19 protein-coding genes are annotated in these 16,885 nt (G+C 46.5%); 15 read left to right on the top strand and 4 right to left on the bottom strand.

Translation table 11 applies throughout. The annotated features are described in order from the left end of the window. The first annotated feature begins 189 nt into the window (after window positions 1-189). The 12 genes from paaA to BLP85_RS04395 all read left to right on the top strand — a co-directional run bounded on the left by paaA (window position 190) and on the right by BLP85_RS04395 (window position 11,268). Entirely contained in the window at window positions 190-1,134 is a 945-nt protein-coding gene (gene paaA, locus BLP85_RS04450) for a 1,2-phenylacetyl-CoA epoxidase subunit PaaA (RefSeq protein ID WP_092818904.1), read from the top strand. Between the two features lie 31 nt (window positions 1,135-1,165). After that, complete coding sequence (gene paaB / locus BLP85_RS04445; RefSeq protein WP_092818903.1) at window positions 1,166-1,456, top strand: 1,2-phenylacetyl-CoA epoxidase subunit PaaB; 291 nt, start codon at window positions 1,166-1,168, stop codon at window positions 1,454-1,456. A 17-nt stretch (window positions 1,457-1,473) separates the two neighbouring features. After that, complete coding sequence (gene paaC, locus BLP85_RS04440) at window positions 1,474-2,229, top strand: 1,2-phenylacetyl-CoA epoxidase subunit PaaC (protein ID WP_092818902.1); 756 nt, start codon at window positions 1,474-1,476, stop codon at window positions 2,227-2,229. 28 nt (window positions 2,230-2,257) lie between these two features. Then, window positions 2,258-2,758 carry a 1,2-phenylacetyl-CoA epoxidase subunit PaaD gene (paaD, locus tag BLP85_RS04435; protein WP_092818901.1) on the top strand — a complete coding sequence of 167 codons (501 nt, stop codon included), beginning with the start codon at window positions 2,258-2,260 and terminating at the stop codon, window positions 2,756-2,758. Window positions 2,759-2,822: 64 nt separating this feature from the next. Beyond that, complete coding sequence (paaE, locus tag BLP85_RS04430; protein ID WP_092818900.1) at window positions 2,823-3,881, top strand: 1,2-phenylacetyl-CoA epoxidase subunit PaaE; 1,059 nt, start codon at window positions 2,823-2,825, stop codon at window positions 3,879-3,881. A gap of 38 nt (window positions 3,882-3,919) precedes the next feature. Next, a complete protein-coding gene (locus BLP85_RS04425; RefSeq protein ID WP_092818899.1) occupies window positions 3,920-4,690 on the top strand; it encodes an enoyl-CoA hydratase-related protein in 771 nt (256 codons plus the stop codon). Further along, window positions 4,690-5,481, top strand: a complete 792-nt coding sequence (gene paaG, locus BLP85_RS04420; protein ID WP_092818898.1) for a 2-(1,2-epoxy-1,2-dihydrophenyl)acetyl-CoA isomerase PaaG — start codon at window positions 4,690-4,692, stop codon at window positions 5,479-5,481. Before BLP85_RS04425 ends, paaG begins: the two co-directional genes overlap by 1 nt. A gap of 3 nt (window positions 5,482-5,484) precedes the next feature. After that, entirely contained in the window at window positions 5,485-7,038 is a 1,554-nt protein-coding gene (locus BLP85_RS04415; RefSeq protein ID WP_092818897.1) for a 3-hydroxyacyl-CoA dehydrogenase, read from the top strand. Window positions 7,039-7,049: 11 nt separating this feature from the next. Next, window positions 7,050-8,261: a 3-oxoadipyl-CoA thiolase gene (gene pcaF, locus BLP85_RS04410; RefSeq protein ID WP_092818896.1), complete on the top strand. Its 1,212-nt coding sequence runs from the start codon at window positions 7,050-7,052 to the stop codon at window positions 8,259-8,261. An 82-nt stretch (window positions 8,262-8,343) separates the two neighbouring features. Then, window positions 8,344-9,636, top strand: a complete 1,293-nt coding sequence (paaK, locus tag BLP85_RS04405) for a phenylacetate--CoA ligase PaaK (protein ID WP_092818895.1) — start codon at window positions 8,344-8,346, stop codon at window positions 9,634-9,636. Between the two features lie 62 nt (window positions 9,637-9,698). Then, window positions 9,699-10,640 carry a phenylacetic acid degradation operon negative regulatory protein PaaX gene (gene paaX, locus BLP85_RS04400; RefSeq protein WP_092818894.1) on the top strand — a complete coding sequence of 314 codons (942 nt, stop codon included), beginning with the start codon at window positions 9,699-9,701 and terminating at the stop codon, window positions 10,638-10,640. 28 nt (window positions 10,641-10,668) lie between these two features. Next, window positions 10,669-11,268, top strand: coding sequence for a gamma carbonic anhydrase family protein (locus BLP85_RS04395; RefSeq protein ID WP_092818893.1), 600 nt, complete (start codon window positions 10,669-10,671; stop codon window positions 11,266-11,268). Between the two features lie 51 nt (window positions 11,269-11,319). Here BLP85_RS04395 and BLP85_RS14925 read toward each other — a convergent pair whose 3' ends face one another. Both BLP85_RS14925 and BLP85_RS04390 read right to left on the bottom strand, forming a co-directional pair. Then, window positions 11,320-11,466 (bottom strand): hypothetical protein, encoded by a 147-nt coding sequence (locus BLP85_RS14925; RefSeq protein ID WP_171259609.1) that lies wholly within the window; start codon window positions 11,464-11,466, stop codon window positions 11,320-11,322. A 44-nt stretch (window positions 11,467-11,510) separates the two neighbouring features. Further along, the gene (locus BLP85_RS04390) at window positions 11,511-12,317 is read right to left on the bottom strand and encodes a cytochrome C assembly family protein (protein WP_092818892.1); all 807 of its coding nucleotides are present in this window, start codon (window positions 12,315-12,317) and stop codon (window positions 11,511-11,513) included. A 138-nt stretch (window positions 12,318-12,455) separates the two neighbouring features. Between BLP85_RS04390 and ffh the strand changes: the two genes are divergently transcribed. From ffh to BLP85_RS04375, 3 genes are all read left to right on the top strand, one after another. Further along, the gene (ffh, locus tag BLP85_RS04385) at window positions 12,456-13,859 is read left to right on the top strand and encodes a signal recognition particle protein (protein WP_092818891.1); all 1,404 of its coding nucleotides are present in this window, start codon (window positions 12,456-12,458) and stop codon (window positions 13,857-13,859) included. A gap of 200 nt (window positions 13,860-14,059) precedes the next feature. Continuing rightward, window positions 14,060-14,656: an RBBP9/YdeN family alpha/beta hydrolase gene (locus tag BLP85_RS04380; protein WP_092818890.1), complete on the top strand. Its 597-nt coding sequence runs from the start codon at window positions 14,060-14,062 to the stop codon at window positions 14,654-14,656. Between the two features lie 141 nt (window positions 14,657-14,797). Next, window positions 14,798-15,385 (top strand): RBBP9/YdeN family alpha/beta hydrolase, encoded by a 588-nt coding sequence (locus BLP85_RS04375; RefSeq protein WP_092818889.1) that lies wholly within the window; start codon window positions 14,798-14,800, stop codon window positions 15,383-15,385. On the opposite strand, the gene BLP85_RS04370 is transcribed toward BLP85_RS04375, so the two are convergent. Together BLP85_RS04370 and BLP85_RS04365 are read right to left on the bottom strand one after the other, a co-directional pair. Further along, entirely contained in the window at window positions 15,364-16,101 is a 738-nt protein-coding gene (locus BLP85_RS04370; protein WP_092818888.1) for a type III pantothenate kinase, read from the bottom strand. The genes BLP85_RS04375 and BLP85_RS04370 overlap by 22 nt on opposite strands. A 9-nt stretch (window positions 16,102-16,110) precedes the next feature. Continuing rightward, the gene (locus BLP85_RS04365) at window positions 16,111-16,869 is read right to left on the bottom strand and encodes a biotin--[acetyl-CoA-carboxylase] ligase (RefSeq protein WP_092818887.1); all 759 of its coding nucleotides are present in this window, start codon (window positions 16,867-16,869) and stop codon (window positions 16,111-16,113) included. Between the last annotated feature and the right edge of the window lie 16 nt (window positions 16,870-16,885).

Genomic DNA, 16,885 nt, shown 5'->3' with positions numbered 1-16,885 from the left:
ACTCAAATGTCAATCACAAATCTGTGTTTAAAAATAATTAGCAATAAAACTAAAAATATATTTATTTTAAAAACAATATCTTATTAAAAATAAGTGAAAAAATTAAATGATACGAATAAAAATATATTGATTTTAAATATGTATCGTTTTAATTTGAGTGTATCAACACTTGGGACAAGTGAGGGAAGAATGAATAAGCAACAACAAGTATTTGATCAGAATATTGAAAAGGACATTTCTATTGAGCCGAAGGACTGGATGCCAGATGCCTATCGCAAGACCCTGATTCGTCAGATTGGTCAGCATGCACATTCTGAAGTGGTGGGCATGTTGCCGGAAGGCAACTGGATTACCCGGGCTCCGACCTTGAAACGTAAGGCGGTATTGCTGGCCAAGGTTCAGGATGAAGCCGGCCATGCCTTGTACCTGTATAGCGCCGCAGAAACGCTGGGTGCAGATCGTGACGACATGATGGATAAGCTGATTGCCGGACGCATGAAATATTCTTCAATTTTTAACTATCCAACCCTGAGCTGGGCCGACGTGGCTGCAATTGGCTGGCTGGTGGATGGTGCTGCGATTGTCAATCAGGTGGCACTGTGCCGTACCTCATATGGACCGTATGCACGTGCCATGGTCCGGATTTGTAAAGAAGAAAGTTTCCATCAGCGTCAGGGTTTTGAAGCCATGATGGAACTGGCCAATGGTACGCCGGAACAAAAGCAGCTGGCACAGGATGCCGTGAACCGTTTCTGGTGGCCGGCCCTGATGATGTTTGGTCCGAGCGATGATAATTCGCCGAACAGTGCACAAAGCATGCAGTGGAAAATCAAGCGTTTCAGTAACGATGAGCTACGTCAGAAATTTGTCGATAACACCATTCCACAAATTTTGCAGCTTGGTTTGAGCGTGCCGGATCCAGACCTCAAGTTCAACGAAGCGACCGGTCATTATGAATATGGTGCAGTGAACTGGGACGAATTTTTTGCAGTGCTGGCAGGAAAAGGGCCATGTAACCACGAAAGAATTGAAGCACGTCGCAAAGCCTGGGAGGGTGGAAAATGGGTGCGTGATTCTGCAGCGGTGTATGCGCAGAAACAGCAGCAACAGTCAGAAGCACAGAAAGTTGCTTAAAACAGTTTAGTCAGTATAGGGAAATAAGCTCATGAATAACAAAAAAAACTGGTCACTTTATGAAGTGTTCGTGCGTAGTAAGCAGGGTTTGAGTCACCGCCATGTTGGCAGCCTGCGTGCACCGGATGATGAAGTTGCCTTGCAGAATGCCCGTGATGTGTATACCCGCCGCAACGAAGGTATCAGTATCTGGGTGGTGAAATCTGAACTGATTACTTCTTCACAACCCGATGAAAAACCGGAATTTTTTGATCCGTCACTGGACAAGGTTTACCGCCATCCAACATTTTATAACATTCCTGCTGGCATTGAGCACATGTAAGGGAGAGGGTGAACATCATGACGAATCAAGTTTTGGCACAATTTCTTTTACATGTGGGTGACAGTCAGCTGATCCTGTCGCATCGTCTGGCAGAGTGGTGCGGACACGCGCCTGAGCTGGAACTGGATATTGCCCTAGCCAATATTGGACTGGATTTATTAGGGCAGGCCCGTACTGCACTAAGTCTGGCAGGTGAAGTGGAAGGCTTGGGCCGTGATGAAGACAAACTGGCCTATTTCCGTACCGAACGTGAATATCGCAACTTATTGCTGTGCGAACAGCCGAATGGTGATTTTGCCCAGACCATGGTGCGCCAGTGGTTGATGGATCATTACCATGCCTTGCTGTTTGGTGCATTAAGCCACAGCCAGCATGCGGCCCTTGCGGCTTTCGCGCTGAAGTCGTTGAAAGAAGTGAAATATCACTTACGCTTTTCAACCACCTGGATGGAACGCTTAAGTCTGGGTACGGCAGAAGCCCATGAAAAAACCCAGCAAGGCTTGAATCAACTGTGGCGTTTTAGTGAAGAACTGTTCGTGCTGACTGCGGATGAAAAGCAGCTGGTCGAGCAGGGCCTGATTCCTGATATTGAAAGTTTAAAAGCACAGTGGCTGGACACGATTGCCACCGAACTGGCCCGCTTGCAATTAAGCCTGCCAGAAACAGGGGCTTATCGTAGTGGTGCCAAACAGGGTTTGCATACGGAACATTTGGGTTTTGTCTTGGCGGAACTGCAATATATGCAGCGCTCATATCCAGACATGAACTGGTAATTCAGCAAGATCACAGGGAGTGAGTCGCATGAATCTGATTCGACATGTAGAAGATGAATGTTGGGATGTTTTACAGCAGGTTTCTGATCCGGAAATTCCAGTGTTATCGGTGATGGATCTGGGCATGATCCGCGGCGTCGAGCTGAATGCACAGAATGAAATTGTGGTGCGACTTACCCCGACCTATAGCGGCTGTCCGGCCACCGATTTATTAAAAGCAGAAATTACCCAGGCTTTTACAGCCAAAGGGCTGACACCGGTCAAGGTGATTATCGATCTGTCTGAAGCCTGGACCACAGACTGGATGAGTGAATCCGGCAAACTCAAGTTACAGCAGTATGGAATTGCACCGCCGCAAGGCCAGTCACATCAATGCGGTACACATGTCGCCTTAACCGATGGCATTACCTGTCCACAGTGCCAGAGCCAGAACAGCAAATTATTAAGTGAATTTGGTTCTACAGCGTGTAAAGCCTTATATCAATGTCAGGACTGCTTAGAACCTTTTGACTATTTCAAATGTATTTAAGGCTGCGTCCAGCGACCACGTGAACACAAGAAAGAAATAGCCAAAAAGAAAGAGGGATTTTCAAATGAGCCAATTTATACCATTAACCATTAAGTCTGTGCAGCCACAAACCGAGCAGGCAATCTGCATTGCCTTTGATCTCGCACCAGAACAGTTGGATACTTTTCAATATCAGCCGGGCCAGCATTTAACCATTCGCCATTTAACCGATGACGGCGAGCTGCGCCGCTGTTACTCCATTTGTAGCGATACTCAGGAAGATATGAGCATTGCGATTAAAAAAATTGATCAGGGCCAGTTCTCGACCTGGGCCAATGCAAATTTAAAAGCCGGTGATGTACTGGAAGTCATGCCACCTCAAGGGGTGTTCTTCCAAAAAGCAGCCAAGGCCGGTGGTCAAAACTATCTAGGCTTTGCCGCAGGCAGTGGCATTACCCCAATCTTATCGATTGTAAAGTCGGTACTGAACCGCCAGCCGGAAGCGAATTTTACTCTGGTATATGGCAACCGTTCCTGGAAGCAGACCATGTTCTCTGAACAGATCATGGACTTGAAAGACCGATTTAAAGAACGTCTGCAACTGGTGAATATTTTCTCTCGTGAACTGAATGACAGTGAAATCTTTAATGGTCGTATCGATGCAGACAAGTTGCAGCAGCTGTTTCAGGCCAATCTGATTTCAGCCGACACCGACCACTGTTTTGCCTGTGGTCCGGAAGAGATGATGGCAGCGGTAGAAAGCGTATTACCCACTTGGGGTATTCAGCGCGGCAAGATTCATACCGAACGTTTCAATACCGGTACGGTACCGAAAGCCACAGCGCAGCAGATTCAGGAACGCAGTGAAGAAAAGGTCAATATCATTCTCGATGGTCGTGAACTGATTGTTGAAGTGTCTAAACAGGATGACAGTATTCTGGATGCGGCACTGCGTGCCGGCGCCGACTTGCCATATGCATGTAAGGGCGGAGTCTGTGCGACCTGTAAATGTAAGGTGCTGGAAGGTGAGGTCGAAATGGCAGTCAACTACAGTCTGGAAGAAGATGAAATCCAGAAAGGTTATGTGCTGAGCTGTCAGGCGCGTCCGACCACAGCCAATGTCCGTCTGAGTTTTGATGAGTAAGTACGGAATCAATTGCTAAGCACAGCAGGAGTTCAAGGATGATCTATATTAAAACCAGTACCCCGAAACCGGGCGTAGTCCTGATCGAGCTAAACCGCCCGGAAAAACGCAATGCCTTGAATAATGCCACCTTGCAAGACATTGCCGCCTGCTTACAAGCACTGGATGCCGATGCTGTAGTCAAAGCCGTGGTCATCACCGGTAATCCACAATGTTTCGCGGCTGGTGCCGATCTGAATGAACTGGCGCAGCTCGATGTGGTCAGTATCCAGCAGGATCATCGTCCGCTGCTCTGGAAAAAAATTGATGAGTTTTCCAAGCCTTTAATCATGGCGGTTAACGGTTATGCCTTGGGCGCAGGTTTCGAGTTGGCCTTGCATGGTGACATGATTTTGACGGGTGACAATGCCCAGTTTGCCTTGCCTGAAATTGGCTTGGGCATGTTGCCGGGTGCCGGTGGAACACAGCGTTTAGCGCGTCTGGTCGGGCAGCAACTGACCATGCGCTGGGCCATGACAGGCGACATGATTTCGGCCCAGACCGCATTGCAACATGGCATTAGCAGTCAGATCTGTCCGGCAGGACTGACCGTGCAATATGCACTGGAACTGGCAGCAAAAATTGCCAAGCAGGCACCGCTCGCCATTCGTGCCATCAAGCAATCCTTAAAGTCGATTCATGAAGTGACCTTAAGTCAGGGATTGAAGCTCGAGCGTCAACATTTTGTCTGGCTGGCTGCAACCCAAGATCGCCAGGAAGGCATCAATGCATTTTTAGAAAAAAGAAAACCAGAATTTAGAGGTGTGTAATGGATTATCAAACAATTATTGTTGAAGAAAAAAATGCAGTGGGCTACCTGACCTTTAACCGTCCAAAACAGCTCAACAGCTTTAATGAAACCATGCATCAGGAAGTCTCCAAGGTCATCAAGGCTTGGGCCAAAGACAGCCAGATTCGTTCCGTGGTGATTTCAGCCGAAGGCCGCGGTTTTTGTGCCGGTCAGGATCTGAATGACCGCGTGGTCGATCCGAATGCCGATGCACCGGACTTAGGCCTGTCAATTGAAAAATATTACAACCCTTTGATCAAGCTGATTACCGAAATGCCTAAACCGGTGATTTGTGCCGTGAATGGTGTGGCAGCAGGGGCAGGTGCCAATATTGCCCTGGCTTGTGACATTGTGGTGGCAGCAAAATCGGCTTCCTTTATTCAGGCTTTTTGCCGTCTAGGTTTAGTACCAGATTCAGGCGGTACCTGGTTCTTGCCGCGTCTGGTTGGGCGTGCTCAGGCAATGGGCCTTGCCATGCTCGGCGATAAAATTCCGGCTGAGCGCGCAGTACAACTCGGCATGATCTGGCAAGTAGTTGAAGATGACCAGTTAAAGGCAGAAGTCAGCAAAATGGCAGAACATTTGGCTAAGCAGCCGACCTATGGTCTGTCCCTGATCAAAAAGGCCATTCATGCCGCAGCCGACAATAATCTGGATGAGCAGCTCATTCTGGAACGTGACCTGCAACGTTTAGCTGGACGTTCAAGCGATTATAAAGAAGGTGTACAAGCCTTTATGCAGAAGCGTACCCCTGAATATAAAGGATGCTAAATCATGCAACAGATCAATTTGGAACAAGTCAAAGTTGCTGTGGTCGGTGCGGGAACCATGGGAATTGGCATTGCACAATTGGCCGCCATGCACGGGCATCCGACCTATGTGTTTGATCTCGATAGCAGCAAAGTTCAGAGTGCCTTAACTGCTTTAGAGGCGCAGCTCAGCAAGCGCGTACAGAATGGAAAAATGACCCAGCAATTGCTGGAAAGCACCTTCGCCAATCTGATCATGGCAGAGGACATTCAGCAGCTTGCCGATGCGGGCTTGATTATTGAAGCCATTGTTGAAAAGAAAGAAGTGAAGCAAAACCTGTTTCAACAGCTGGCTGCCATTTGCCCGGAACAGACGATTTTTGCGTCTAATACTTCTTCAATTTCCATTACCGCAATTGCCTCGGCGATTCCACATCCCGAGCGAGTGATTGGCCTGCATTTTTTTAATCCGGCCCCAGTGATGAAACTGGTCGAGATTATCCGCGGACTGAAAACTTCAGCAGTCATTGCCGATGCTGTATTTGATCTAATGAAGCACTGGAACAAGGTTCCGGTACGAGCCAAATCGACACCCGGTTTTATCGTCAATCGTGTCGCGCGGCCTTATTATGCCGAAGCCTTTCGTGCCTTGCAGGAAAATGCCACCACACCCGAACAGCTCGATTACATCATGCGCGAATGTGGCCGTTTTGCCATGGGACCGTGTGAACTCACCGACCTGATTGGTCAGGATGTGAATTTCTCGGTCACACAAAGTGTCTATCAGGAATTTTTCTATGAGCCACGCTACCGCCCATCCTTGATTCAAAAAGAGCTGGTCGATGCCGGCTGTTATGGCCGCAAGTCCGGTCAGGGTTTTTATGATTATACGCAGTCCCAGCCTGCACCTGTATATGAATTGCCAGTGTGTTATGCCAAGTCGCTGAATAAGCTCAAAGTCACGATAAAAGGTGAATGGCTGCATTCAGCAGCACTGATTGAACGTTTAAAACAGGCCTCTCATGTGGAGCTGAGTTTTCAGGCGGCAGAACAGAATGAAATCCTGATTGGTGATCTTTCCCTGCGATTATCGCTCGGCGAGTCGGTTGAACTGGCTTATCCGCATGAGCCTGTGGTGTTGATGGATTGGCATGCAGATTGGGAAAATGCCCAATCGATTCCAGTCGTTGCATCACCAGCATGTAGTGCTGAACAACGCCAGGCAGTGGAGCTATTCCTCATAGGTATGGATATGATACCTATTTGGTCTAAGGATCATCCCGGTCTTTATGTTATACGTAGTATTGCCATGTTGGTGAATGAAGCCTGTGAAGCGGTACTGCATGATATCGCATCAGAACAAGATATTGATTCTGCTATGAAATATGGCGTGAATTATCCTTGTGGTCCATTCGAATGGGCAGATAAAATTGGATATTACACAATTTTACAAATTTTAGAAAATATGTATCGTATTTATGGTGAAGACCGCTATAGAACTAGTATATATTTAGCGAAGAAAGCAGTGCAGGGATATGCACATAAAACTCGGCAGCACCCATTACGCGTAGCTGGATAAAAGGAACAATCATGGAACAGGTTTATATTTTTGATGGAATACGCACTCCGATCGGACGCTATGCCGGTGGACTGAGCAGTATCCGTAGTGATGATCTAGCGGCGCTACCGATTCAATATCTGAAAGATCAACATCCGGCCTTGCCATGGGCAGAACTGGATGAAGTGATCTTGGGCTGTGCCAATCAGGCCGGTGAAGATAACCGTAACGTGGCGCGTATGGCTGCTTTACTCGCAGGGCTGCCGGATTCTGTTCCAGCCCTCACCGTGAACCGCTTATGTGCCTCAGGTCTGGATGCCATTGGTCTGGCTGCTCGCAGTATCAAATCGGGTGAAGCACAATTTATTTTGGCCGGTGGCGTAGAATCCATGAGCCGTGCACCTTATGTGCAATCTAAGCCGACTACTGCCTTCAGCCGTACCCCTGAAATTTATGACACCACCATTGGCTGGCGTTTTATCAACCCAAAATTTAAAGTGCAGTTTGGCGTCGATAGCATGCCGGAAACGGCTGAAAATGTCGCTGAAAAATATCAGATTAGCCGTGCAGACCAAGACCTGTTTGCCTACCGCAGTCAGCAAAAAACGGCCACAGCACAGCAAAACGGTATTTTCACAGCAGAAATCCTGCCGGTAGAAGTGAAAGGTCCGAAGAAAACCACGCTCACCATTTCCCAGGACGAGCACCCGCGTGCAGAGACAACGCTGGACAATCTGGCAGCCTTAAAAACACCATTTCGTAAAGAAGGCGGTTCAGTCACTGCCGGCAATGCTTCCGGTGTCAATGACGGTGCTGCCTGTGTTCTGCTGGGCAATCAGCAGTTTGCCGAGCAGCATGGTCTTCGTCCTCAAGCGAAAATTGTAGCGCTGGCCAGTGCCGGTGTCGAAGCTAAATATATGGGCATTGGACCGGTGCCCGCAGTACAGAAAGTCTTGAAACAAACCGGACTCCTTCTGGAACAGATGGATGTGATCGAGCTGAATGAAGCGTTCGCTGCACAGTCACTGGCTGTAATTCGTGAGCTGGGCCTGCAAGATGATGACGCAAGAATTAACCCGAATGGCGGTGCAATTGCTTTGGGTCATCCGCTGGGCATGAGTGGCACCCGTCTGGTCATCACCGCAATGAAAGAATTAAAACGCCGTAAAGGCAAATATGCGCTCTGCACCATGTGTGTTGGTGTCGGACAGGGAGTTGCACTGATTTTAGAAAATATCGATTAAACATCGATGAAAAGTAGATGAAGGATGTCATTCAATTAAGGCAATAAATCGCGGTCAGGACGACTGCGTCAGGAGTAAGAATATGAATAACAATGCAATGGAAAAGATTGAAACGGTTTCGGTAGATGAGTTACGCAGTGTCCAACTTCAGCGTATGAAAAAGACACTCCAGCACGCTTATCAAAACAGTGCCGTGTATAAAAAGAAATTTGATGAAGCTGGCGTACATCCTGATGATTTCAAATCATTAGAAGACCTGGCCAAATTCCCGTTTACCACCAAACAGGACTTACGTGATAACTATCCGTTCGGCATGTTTGCCGTACCGCAGGAGCAGATTGTACGTGTACATGCCTCCTCTGGAACCACAGGTCAGCCAACGGTCGTGGGTTATACCCAGAATGATATTAATACCTGGTCGGATGTGGTGGCACGTTCCCTGCGTGCGGCCGGTTTGAGCAGTAAGGATACCATTCAGGTTTCTTATGGTTATGGTCTGTTTACCGGTGGTCTGGGTGCACACTATGGCGTGGAACGCCTGGGTGCAACCGTGATCCCGATGTCGGGTGGCCAAACGGAACGTCAGGCCCAATTGATTCATGATTTTAAGCCGACAGCACTGATGGTGACGCCATCGTATTGCCTGAATATTATTGAGGCACTGGAGAAAAAATTCGGCACAGCCAAAGACTGTTCGATTAAAACCGGCATATTTGGTGCAGAGCCATGGACCAATGAGATGCGCAAGGAAATTGAAGAGCGTCTTGGTATTGATGCCCTGGATATTTATGGCCTGTCCGAAGTGATGGGGCCGGGTGTAGCCATGGAGTGTCTGGAATCCAAAGATGGTCCAACCATTTGGGAAGATCATTTCTATCCGGAAATCATTCACCCTGAAACCGGTGAAGTACTGCCAGATGGTGAATTGGGCGAACTGGTCTTCACCACCATTACCAAAGAAGGCATGCCAGTGATTCGTTATCGTACCCGTGACTTAACCCGTTTATTGCCAGGTACAGCGCGTACCATGCGCCGTATGGATAAGATTGTCGGACGCAGTGATGACATGATGATTATCCGTGGCGTGAATGTGTTTCCGTCCCAGATTGAAGAGCAGATTTTACAGATCCATCAACTGATCCCTAACTACCAAATCCATATTTGTAAACATGGACATATGGATACGTTGCATATTCGCACCGAAATGCGTAAAGATAGTAGCGATATTATGGCGCATCAGTTAGCAAATCAGCTGAAGAGCCAGATTAAAACCATGGTGGGTATTAGTGTGAGTGTGGAGGTATTGCCAGAAGGCAGTCTGCCACGTTCCGAAGGTAAGGCACAGCGTGTGTTTGATATCCGGAAATCTGCATAACTTCTACTGGATGACAGGTATCTGCACTGTCATCCAGTGTTTACAAGGTAAAGTTAAACGACATGAATTCGAAATTAAAACAAATCATCGATGACTTTATTGACAATGAAGCACTCAGTGGTACTTCATTGATTATGACCATTTTTGGGGATTGTATTTTTCACCACGGTGGCATTATCAGTCTGGCCAGTTTGATTCAGTTGATGGATGTGTTTGGTTTTAATGAAAGATCGGTGCGTACAGCGGTCTTCCGCCTGGTACAAAACGGCTGGCTGGTGTCGGAAAAAATTGGCCGTACCAGTTACTACCGGGTGACTGAAAGCAGTCGTCAGCGTTTTATTATGGCGGATCAAAAGATTTACAGTTTTAGCCATCAGGAATGGGATCAAAAATGGGATCTGGTACTGCTCAGTTCGGTTGAACTGGAAAATAAGCTGGTATTGAAAAAAGAACTGGAATGGCTCGGCTTTGCCAATATTGCTACGAATGTCATGGCGTATCCGGGCTGTGATCACCAGAAGCTGCAAAACCTGCTGTTGAATTTAAAAATGACAGATCAGGTGGTGGTGTTTAAGGCAGAAGCGCTACTGCTGTGGCAAGAGTCTTATCCAACCATAAAACGGATGGTGGAAACCAACTGGCCGGTTCAGGAGCTGCATCAACGCTATGAAAAATTCATTACTGTATTTAGAGAATTTTTTCATCTGGTCGAAAATGAAGATGATCTGAATCCGATGCAGGCTTTTCAGCTACGGATTTTATTGATTCATCAATATCGCCGTATTTTATTAAAAGATCCGAATCTGCCATTTGAATTATTGCCATCCAACTGGCTATCGATCAATGCGCGTAATTTAAGTACTAATCTATATCAGACTGTCGTGGCTGCCGGTGAAGAATTCTTTATGGAGTTTGCGCGTACTTCAGAAGGTTCGATGCCCCCGGTACATCCACAGTTCTATAAACGTTTTGGTGGTTTGCGTCAGGAAGAAAGCAGCTATTAATTCAATTCGATTTTAAAGGAATAAAATTATGCCTTGTTATGCCATTGATGGTGTGATCCCCGTGGTCAGCCCCCAAGCTTATGTGCATCCGACTGCGGTCCTGATTGGCGATGTGGTGATTGAAGCGGGGGCTTATATTGGCCCGTTTGCCACCTTAAGAGCCGATTTTGGCGGTATCCGGATTCAGAAAAATGCCAATGTGCAGGACTCCTGCACGATTCACGGTTTTCCTCAAAGTGTCACTTTGGTGGAAGAGTATGGGCATATCGGACATGGTGCCATCCTGCATGGCTGTATTATTCGCAAGAATGTGCTGGTCGGAATTAACAGCGTAATTCTGGATGAGGCAGAAATTGGTGAAAATACCATTATTGGCGCCAATAGCACGGTTAAAGCCAAAGCCAAAATTCCTGAAAATTCACTCGCGCTGGGGAGCCCTGCCAAGGTCATGCGTCCTCTGGACGCCAAAGAAATTGTCTGGAAAAGCCAAGGCACCGAGCAATATATTCAGCTGACCCAGCGTTGCCTTAGGTCTCTGCATGAAGTTGAACCATTATCAGAAGATTCAGCAGAGCGGCTGACTTATCAGGTGTTTGATGCAGAATATCAAATTAAACAGAATAGTTAATCCAATACTTGGCTTAAGCAGATTCAAGCATAAGCCAGGTCTGTATCAGAATTATAAACAGCAATATTGATCTTCTTTATCACCATTGACGATCGGTTGAATGAGATTGGATTCATATTGCAAATTGCCTTCAACCCCTTTGTCATTCACGGTAATTTTTTGAGTATTCTTTTTCAACAGCAGACATTGCTTTAGCATTGCCGTTATCTAGCTGCCAGCTCAGGGGGCTTTTACTTATCTTCTTAACGTCCCAAAATCATTTCCAGCACAAACTTGGAACCAATAAAACCAATCGCCAATAGCATAAAACCAATGAGGGTAAAGCGAATGGCTTTCTGACCGCGCCAGCCAAACTGGTAATGGCCAATTAACAGGAAGCCATAAACAAACCAGGAAATAATACTAAACGCCGTTTTATGCGCCAAATGCTGGGCAAAGAAGTCTTCAATGGTAAAGAAACCAAAACCAAGCGCTAAAGTCAGCAAGGTAAAACCGGTAATGATTAAATCAAACAGCAATGATTCCATGGCCTGAAACGACGGCAATAAATTGACCCAGAGTCTTTTGGTTTTATTCTTTAATTCACGGTTCTGAAACCACAAAATCACGGCCTGAATGGTCGCCATCAGCAGAACCGCATAGGCCGATAAAGACAAAATAATATGAATGTCTAAACCTAAGGAATGCTGCTCAATCACCTGATTGGATTTGCTTAAGGCAAAACCTAAAATCAGGCCGGTTGCAGCAACCGGAATGCCGAGTAAATTCAGCGCCAGAATAGGACGGAAGGTACTGAACAGCAGGCTGAGCAGCAGCATCAGACCGGAGGTAAATGACATTAACACAAAAACATCATAGTTAATGCCGGAAGGGGTCAGCATATCGCTACACAGAACACCGCCATGCAACAACAACCCTAAACCGAGAACAAGCCCTAAAAACCAATGGTTTGGATCACGTTTTGACATTAAGTGAATAAACAGATACCAGAAGGATGAGGTATAAGCGACTAATGCTAAGATCGTGTAAACCAGGGGCAGGCTAATCATGTCAAACCTTTTTCAGGATGATGAATATTCATTTATATAAATTCGATGCGAACTACAGTATCCTATAGCATTCTATGCATAAATTTTCTATTTTAAGAAACAATTTTTTGCTCACGGCTATTTTAAGCGGAATTTGCAATGTTTGATACCTTAACAGAACGACTCACGCAGAGTTTAAGAAATGTTACTGGCTCAGGGCAGCTAACCGAAGACAATATTAAAGATACGTTACGTGAAGTGCGTATGGCACTTCTTGAAGCCGATGTGGCGTTACCTGTAACTCGTGAGTTCATCGCGAAAGTTAAGGAAGAGGCATTGGGCCAAGAAGTGATGACTCAGTTATCACCGGGCCAGGCGTTCGTCAAAATTGTACATGACGAACTGACCAAAATGATGGGCGAGGCCAATCAAAGCCTTGATCTTGCAGCCAAACCCCCTGTAGTTGTCCTGCTTGCAGGTTTGCAAGGTGCGGGTAAAACCACCACGGCGGCAAAACTTGCGCGTTTCCTGCAAGAGCGTCAAAAGAAAAAAGTGGCCATGGTTTCTGCCGACGTTTACCGTCCAGCGGCAATCAAGCAGCTACAAACGGTAGCAGGTGAAGTAGGCGCGATTTTCTTTGAATCCAGCGCAGACGAAAAACCGATTACCATTGCCAACCGTGCAATTGAACAGGCTAAAATTCAGTTCGCTGATGTCTTGATTGTCGATACCGCAGGTCGTCTGCACGTCGATGATGAAATGATGGACGAAATTAAAGAGCTCCACGCTGCCATCAAGCCAACCGAAACCCTGTTCGTGGTCGATGCCATGACCGGTCAGGATGCGGCAAATACAGCTAAAGCCTTTAATGATGCCTTGCCTTTAACGGGTGTGATCCTGACCAAAACCGATGGTGATGCACGCGGTGGTGCAGCACTTTCGGTACGTGCGATTACCGGCAAGCCAATCAAGTTCCTGGGTATGGGTGAAAAACTTGATGCGCTTGAGCCATTCCATCCTGAGCGTATCGCACAGCGTATCCTCGGCATGGGTGACGTGCTTTCTTTGGTCGAAGAAGTTGAACGCAAGATCGACAAAGAAAAAGCCGAAAAAATGGCGAAAAAATTGCAAAAAGGCGGCAGCTTCAACTTTGAAGACATGCTGATGCAATTTGAGCAAATGAACAAAATGGGTGGCATGATGGGCTTCCTGGATAAGCTTCCAGGCATGAGCAACTCGGGTATTCAAGACGCAATTGCGCAGGCAAACCCTGAAAAGCAAGTGAAAAAGATGGAAGCGATTATCCAGTCGATGACCATTAAAGAGCGCCGTAACCCGGACCTGATGAACCCGAGCCGTAAAAAACGTATTGCTGCCGGCTGCGGTATGGATGTTGCCGAAGTGAATAAACTGATCAAGCAACATGCGCAAATGGCGAAAATGATGAAGAAGTTTGCCAATCCATCAGGTATGGCAAAAATGATGCGTTCATTGGGCAATATGCAAAAACAGTTCGGTGGCGGCGGTATGGGTCCACTCTTTGGTAATAAAGATCAGAAATAAGATGGAGCCTTGAGGTTCGATCAGAAAAAGGCGCGTAATGCGCCTTTTTTATTGCCTTTTTTCTATGCTAGAAACACTTTGAAAAAATCCAGCCACTTTTGTGACAAACAGGCTGGATTTTTTGATTCTAAGCGGCATATCATAATAAAATAATTCCAAAAAGATGACCTGATAAACACTTTTAAATAAGAAGAAATCCTATGTCACAATTTAAAAAGAAAGTTTATATCGTTCATGGTGATCAATCATCCGCCAATGATCACTGGTTCCCCTGGCTCAGCCAGCAAATCCAGCATTCAGGACATCTGGCAAGACGGCTGACCTTGCCCGATCCGAGTGCGCCCAATTTTCAGAACTGGCAAGCTGCAATACAGCTGCAAATACCCCGTTTAGATCCAGAAAGCATTATTGTCGCGCATGGTTTAGGTTGTCTTGCAAGTCTGCATTTTTTAACCCAGGCACTGAGCCAGACCCAGATTAGAGGGCTGATTTTAGTGGCTGGCTTTAAGGATAAACTCACCGCATTGCCTGAACTGGACGGTTTTATCCGTCAGGCAAAATTAGACATGGCCATTTTGCAGAAACAGATTGCAACCCGCTTTTTACTGTTTTCCTGCAATGACCCTTATGTGTCACCACCCAAAGCCGTATTACTCGGGCATTACATTAATGCCCAGATGCAGGAGGTAAACCATGCCGGGCATTTTATGCGCAGCGATGGTTTTGATGAATTTAACCAGGTCTGGGATGTGCTGAAACCTTTGCTGCATCATTCATCTAGCCAGAGTCTCTTGTAATCTGTTAGCAAGTAATGGCTTAAATTGCCGAATAAATATTTTCAGTGATGCATTTTTTATAAAAACACCAACAAATGAATCACTTCATTCCGGCTGAGCCTATTGCACACTAGAGCCACTTGCTGCAATGGAACCCCAACAATGGCTCAAGTGATTGTCATACATGGCTATACCGCCAGCCCGGAAGAAAACTGGTATCCCTGGCTGCAACGGCTTGCTGCTGAACGGCATTTTAGTGTGAACATTTTGCGTCTGGACCCATCAATACATCCCCGACTGTCAGTCTGGGAATCGCAGATAGAACAGCAGGTGGGTCGTCTGGATGAAAACAGTATTGTGATTGCGCATAGCTTGGGGACTATTGCGGCAATGCATTATTTATCCAAACATTTAATTCATCAGCGCATTCAACAGCTGGTTTTGATTGCCGGTTTTAATGGGCGTCTGGGACGTCTGAATGAAGTGAACCCGTTTATTGATGCTGCGCGGATTGATTTTGAATTGCTAAAACGCCAGATTGAGCATCGCGTGGTGATTTATTCGCAAGGGGATGAGCATGTACCGCCCAAATGCAGTATTCAACAGGCGGAAAGCCTGCATGCCGAACTGATTGCAGCCAAGCATCAGGGGCATTTTATCGATTCAGAAGGCTGTACCGAACTGCCCGAAGTCTGGCGGGTCATACAGCCTTATCTTATTTCTGAAAATCAGGCCTCGGCCAAGGAATAGATATAATTTTGCAGGCCTTTCAGCAGCAGATCCGGCTCGATAACAGGCTGATACTGGGCAAGATATTTGGCAAATAGCGAAGCATCGCCCCCGGTTAAAATTAGTTGGCTGGGGTATTTTTGCAGGACCTTTTCAATGGTGCTGACCAGACTGAGCAGAATGCCGTGATGAACGGCATCGATGGTATTGCGACCCGGGCTAAGCTCATCAAATGTTGCGTCGGGAATCTTGATGCCTTTGGTATTTTGAATCAGGGAGTCACGCTGTAAATACAGATTGGGCAGGATATAACCGCCCAAGTGTTGCAGGCCATCGGTCAGGTCAATGGTCAGCGCAGTTCCACAACTGATCACACAGTATTTTTGCGCTGGATTATTTACCACAGCCAGCATTTGCAGCCAGCGGTCTATCCCGAACTTGCTGGTATCTTCATAAGCACAGCGCAGGCCGGCATATTCGGCATGCACTTTGGCAAAAGTGACAGGCACATTTAAAAACTTGAGAATTTTCTGGATGCGTTCATTATTTTTTTTGTCCTGAACGGAAGATACCCCGACTTGCTGTAAATCCAGATTTTTAAAATGCAGGATTAAGCCCAATAGCAGTTCGGCAGGAGATTGCAGATGCAATTCTGCCGCATGTTCAATAATCTGGTCATTTTCAGTAATCCAGTATTTGAGTCGGGTATTGCCGATATCCAGCCATAAATTCTTCATTGCATTTCTCTAAAGAGAGGTCTCCAGGCGGCGTAAACGCCCTTGATAAAACTGTTTTAAACCGTCAGAGGTTTCAATAGTGACCGAACCATCATCCTGAATGCCCAGGAAGATCCCTGAACATACTCCCGAAAGATGCTCAAATTCAACGGCCTGATCTTTAAAAGCCGCATAATGATTAAAGCGTGCAGCGAGGTTATAGCAGTCATGATCAAACCATGCGCTGGCTTGCTGGATGGCCATAAACAGTTCTGCAATCAGTTGAATACGTGAAATATCCTGTAATCCTAATTCACGCAGTGAGGTCGCATGCTGGTCAATCTGTGCTTTGGGAACAGGCTCAAGATTAATCCCGACACCGACAATGACCTGATGCGGGGAAATCGGTTCAACCAGAATGCCGCCCCATTTACCTTGGCAACTATACAGGTCGTTTGGCCATTTCACTTGCAAATCTAAATTTTGCAAACTCGGCATTTGTAAAATATTCAGTGCAATTTCAAGCGCAAGCCGGCCATCAATGGCTGTTCGCGTATTCAGCAATGTGCTTAAATAGATGTTGCCTTTAGGGGATACCCACTGTCGTTGGCGCTGTCCACGACCTTGAGTTTGCCGGGTACTGCAAACCAGAACACTCTGTACGCCTTTTAGTGCAATTTCACGTACATCGTCATTGGTCGATGTGGTGATGGGTTTGAGTAGCAAAACTTCAGGAAGCTGATGGGCATCATCCAGGATTTTTTGCAGCTGTCGGGTCTCTAAATCCATTTAAATCTAAGTAACT

The organism is Acinetobacter kookii (assembly GCF_900096895.1).
In the GTDB taxonomy this organism is placed as follows: domain Bacteria; phylum Pseudomonadota; class Gammaproteobacteria; order Pseudomonadales; family Moraxellaceae; genus Acinetobacter; species Acinetobacter kookii.
The sequence above is the reverse complement of the archived record's forward strand: the minus strand, read 5'-3'. Positions and strand labels throughout refer to the sequence as shown.

Coding starts and splice junctions, on each gene's coding strand:
- paaA (WP_092818904.1), top strand. CDS start 190: ATGAATAAGCAACAACAAGTATTTGATCAGAATATTGAAAAGGACATT.
- paaB (WP_092818903.1), top strand. CDS start 1,166: ATGAATAACAAAAAAAACTGGTCACTTTATGAAGTGTTCGTGCGTAGT.
- paaC (WP_092818902.1), top strand. CDS start 1,474: ATGACGAATCAAGTTTTGGCACAATTTCTTTTACATGTGGGTGACAGT.
- paaD (WP_092818901.1), top strand. CDS start 2,258: ATGAATCTGATTCGACATGTAGAAGATGAATGTTGGGATGTTTTACAG.
- paaE (WP_092818900.1), top strand. CDS start 2,823: ATGAGCCAATTTATACCATTAACCATTAAGTCTGTGCAGCCACAAACC.
- BLP85_RS04425 (WP_092818899.1), top strand. CDS start 3,920: ATGATCTATATTAAAACCAGTACCCCGAAACCGGGCGTAGTCCTGATC.
- paaG (WP_092818898.1), top strand. CDS start 4,690: ATGGATTATCAAACAATTATTGTTGAAGAAAAAAATGCAGTGGGCTAC.
- BLP85_RS04415 (WP_092818897.1), top strand. CDS start 5,485: ATGCAACAGATCAATTTGGAACAAGTCAAAGTTGCTGTGGTCGGTGCG.
- pcaF (WP_092818896.1), top strand. CDS start 7,050: ATGGAACAGGTTTATATTTTTGATGGAATACGCACTCCGATCGGACGC.
- paaK (WP_092818895.1), top strand. CDS start 8,344: ATGAATAACAATGCAATGGAAAAGATTGAAACGGTTTCGGTAGATGAG.
- paaX (WP_092818894.1), top strand. CDS start 9,699: ATGAATTCGAAATTAAAACAAATCATCGATGACTTTATTGACAATGAA.
- BLP85_RS04395 (WP_092818893.1), top strand. CDS start 10,669: ATGCCTTGTTATGCCATTGATGGTGTGATCCCCGTGGTCAGCCCCCAA.
- BLP85_RS14925 (WP_171259609.1), bottom strand. CDS start 11,466: ATGCTAAAGCAATGTCTGCTGTTGAAAAAGAATACTCAAAAAATTACC.
- BLP85_RS04390 (WP_092818892.1), bottom strand. CDS start 12,317: ATGATTAGCCTGCCCCTGGTTTACACGATCTTAGCATTAGTCGCTTAT.
- ffh (WP_092818891.1), top strand. CDS start 12,456: ATGTTTGATACCTTAACAGAACGACTCACGCAGAGTTTAAGAAATGTT.
- BLP85_RS04380 (WP_092818890.1), top strand. CDS start 14,060: ATGTCACAATTTAAAAAGAAAGTTTATATCGTTCATGGTGATCAATCA.
- BLP85_RS04375 (WP_092818889.1), top strand. CDS start 14,798: ATGGCTCAAGTGATTGTCATACATGGCTATACCGCCAGCCCGGAAGAA.
- BLP85_RS04370 (WP_092818888.1), bottom strand. CDS start 16,101: ATGAAGAATTTATGGCTGGATATCGGCAATACCCGACTCAAATACTGG.
- BLP85_RS04365 (WP_092818887.1), bottom strand. CDS start 16,869: ATGGATTTAGAGACCCGACAGCTGCAAAAAATCCTGGATGATGCCCAT.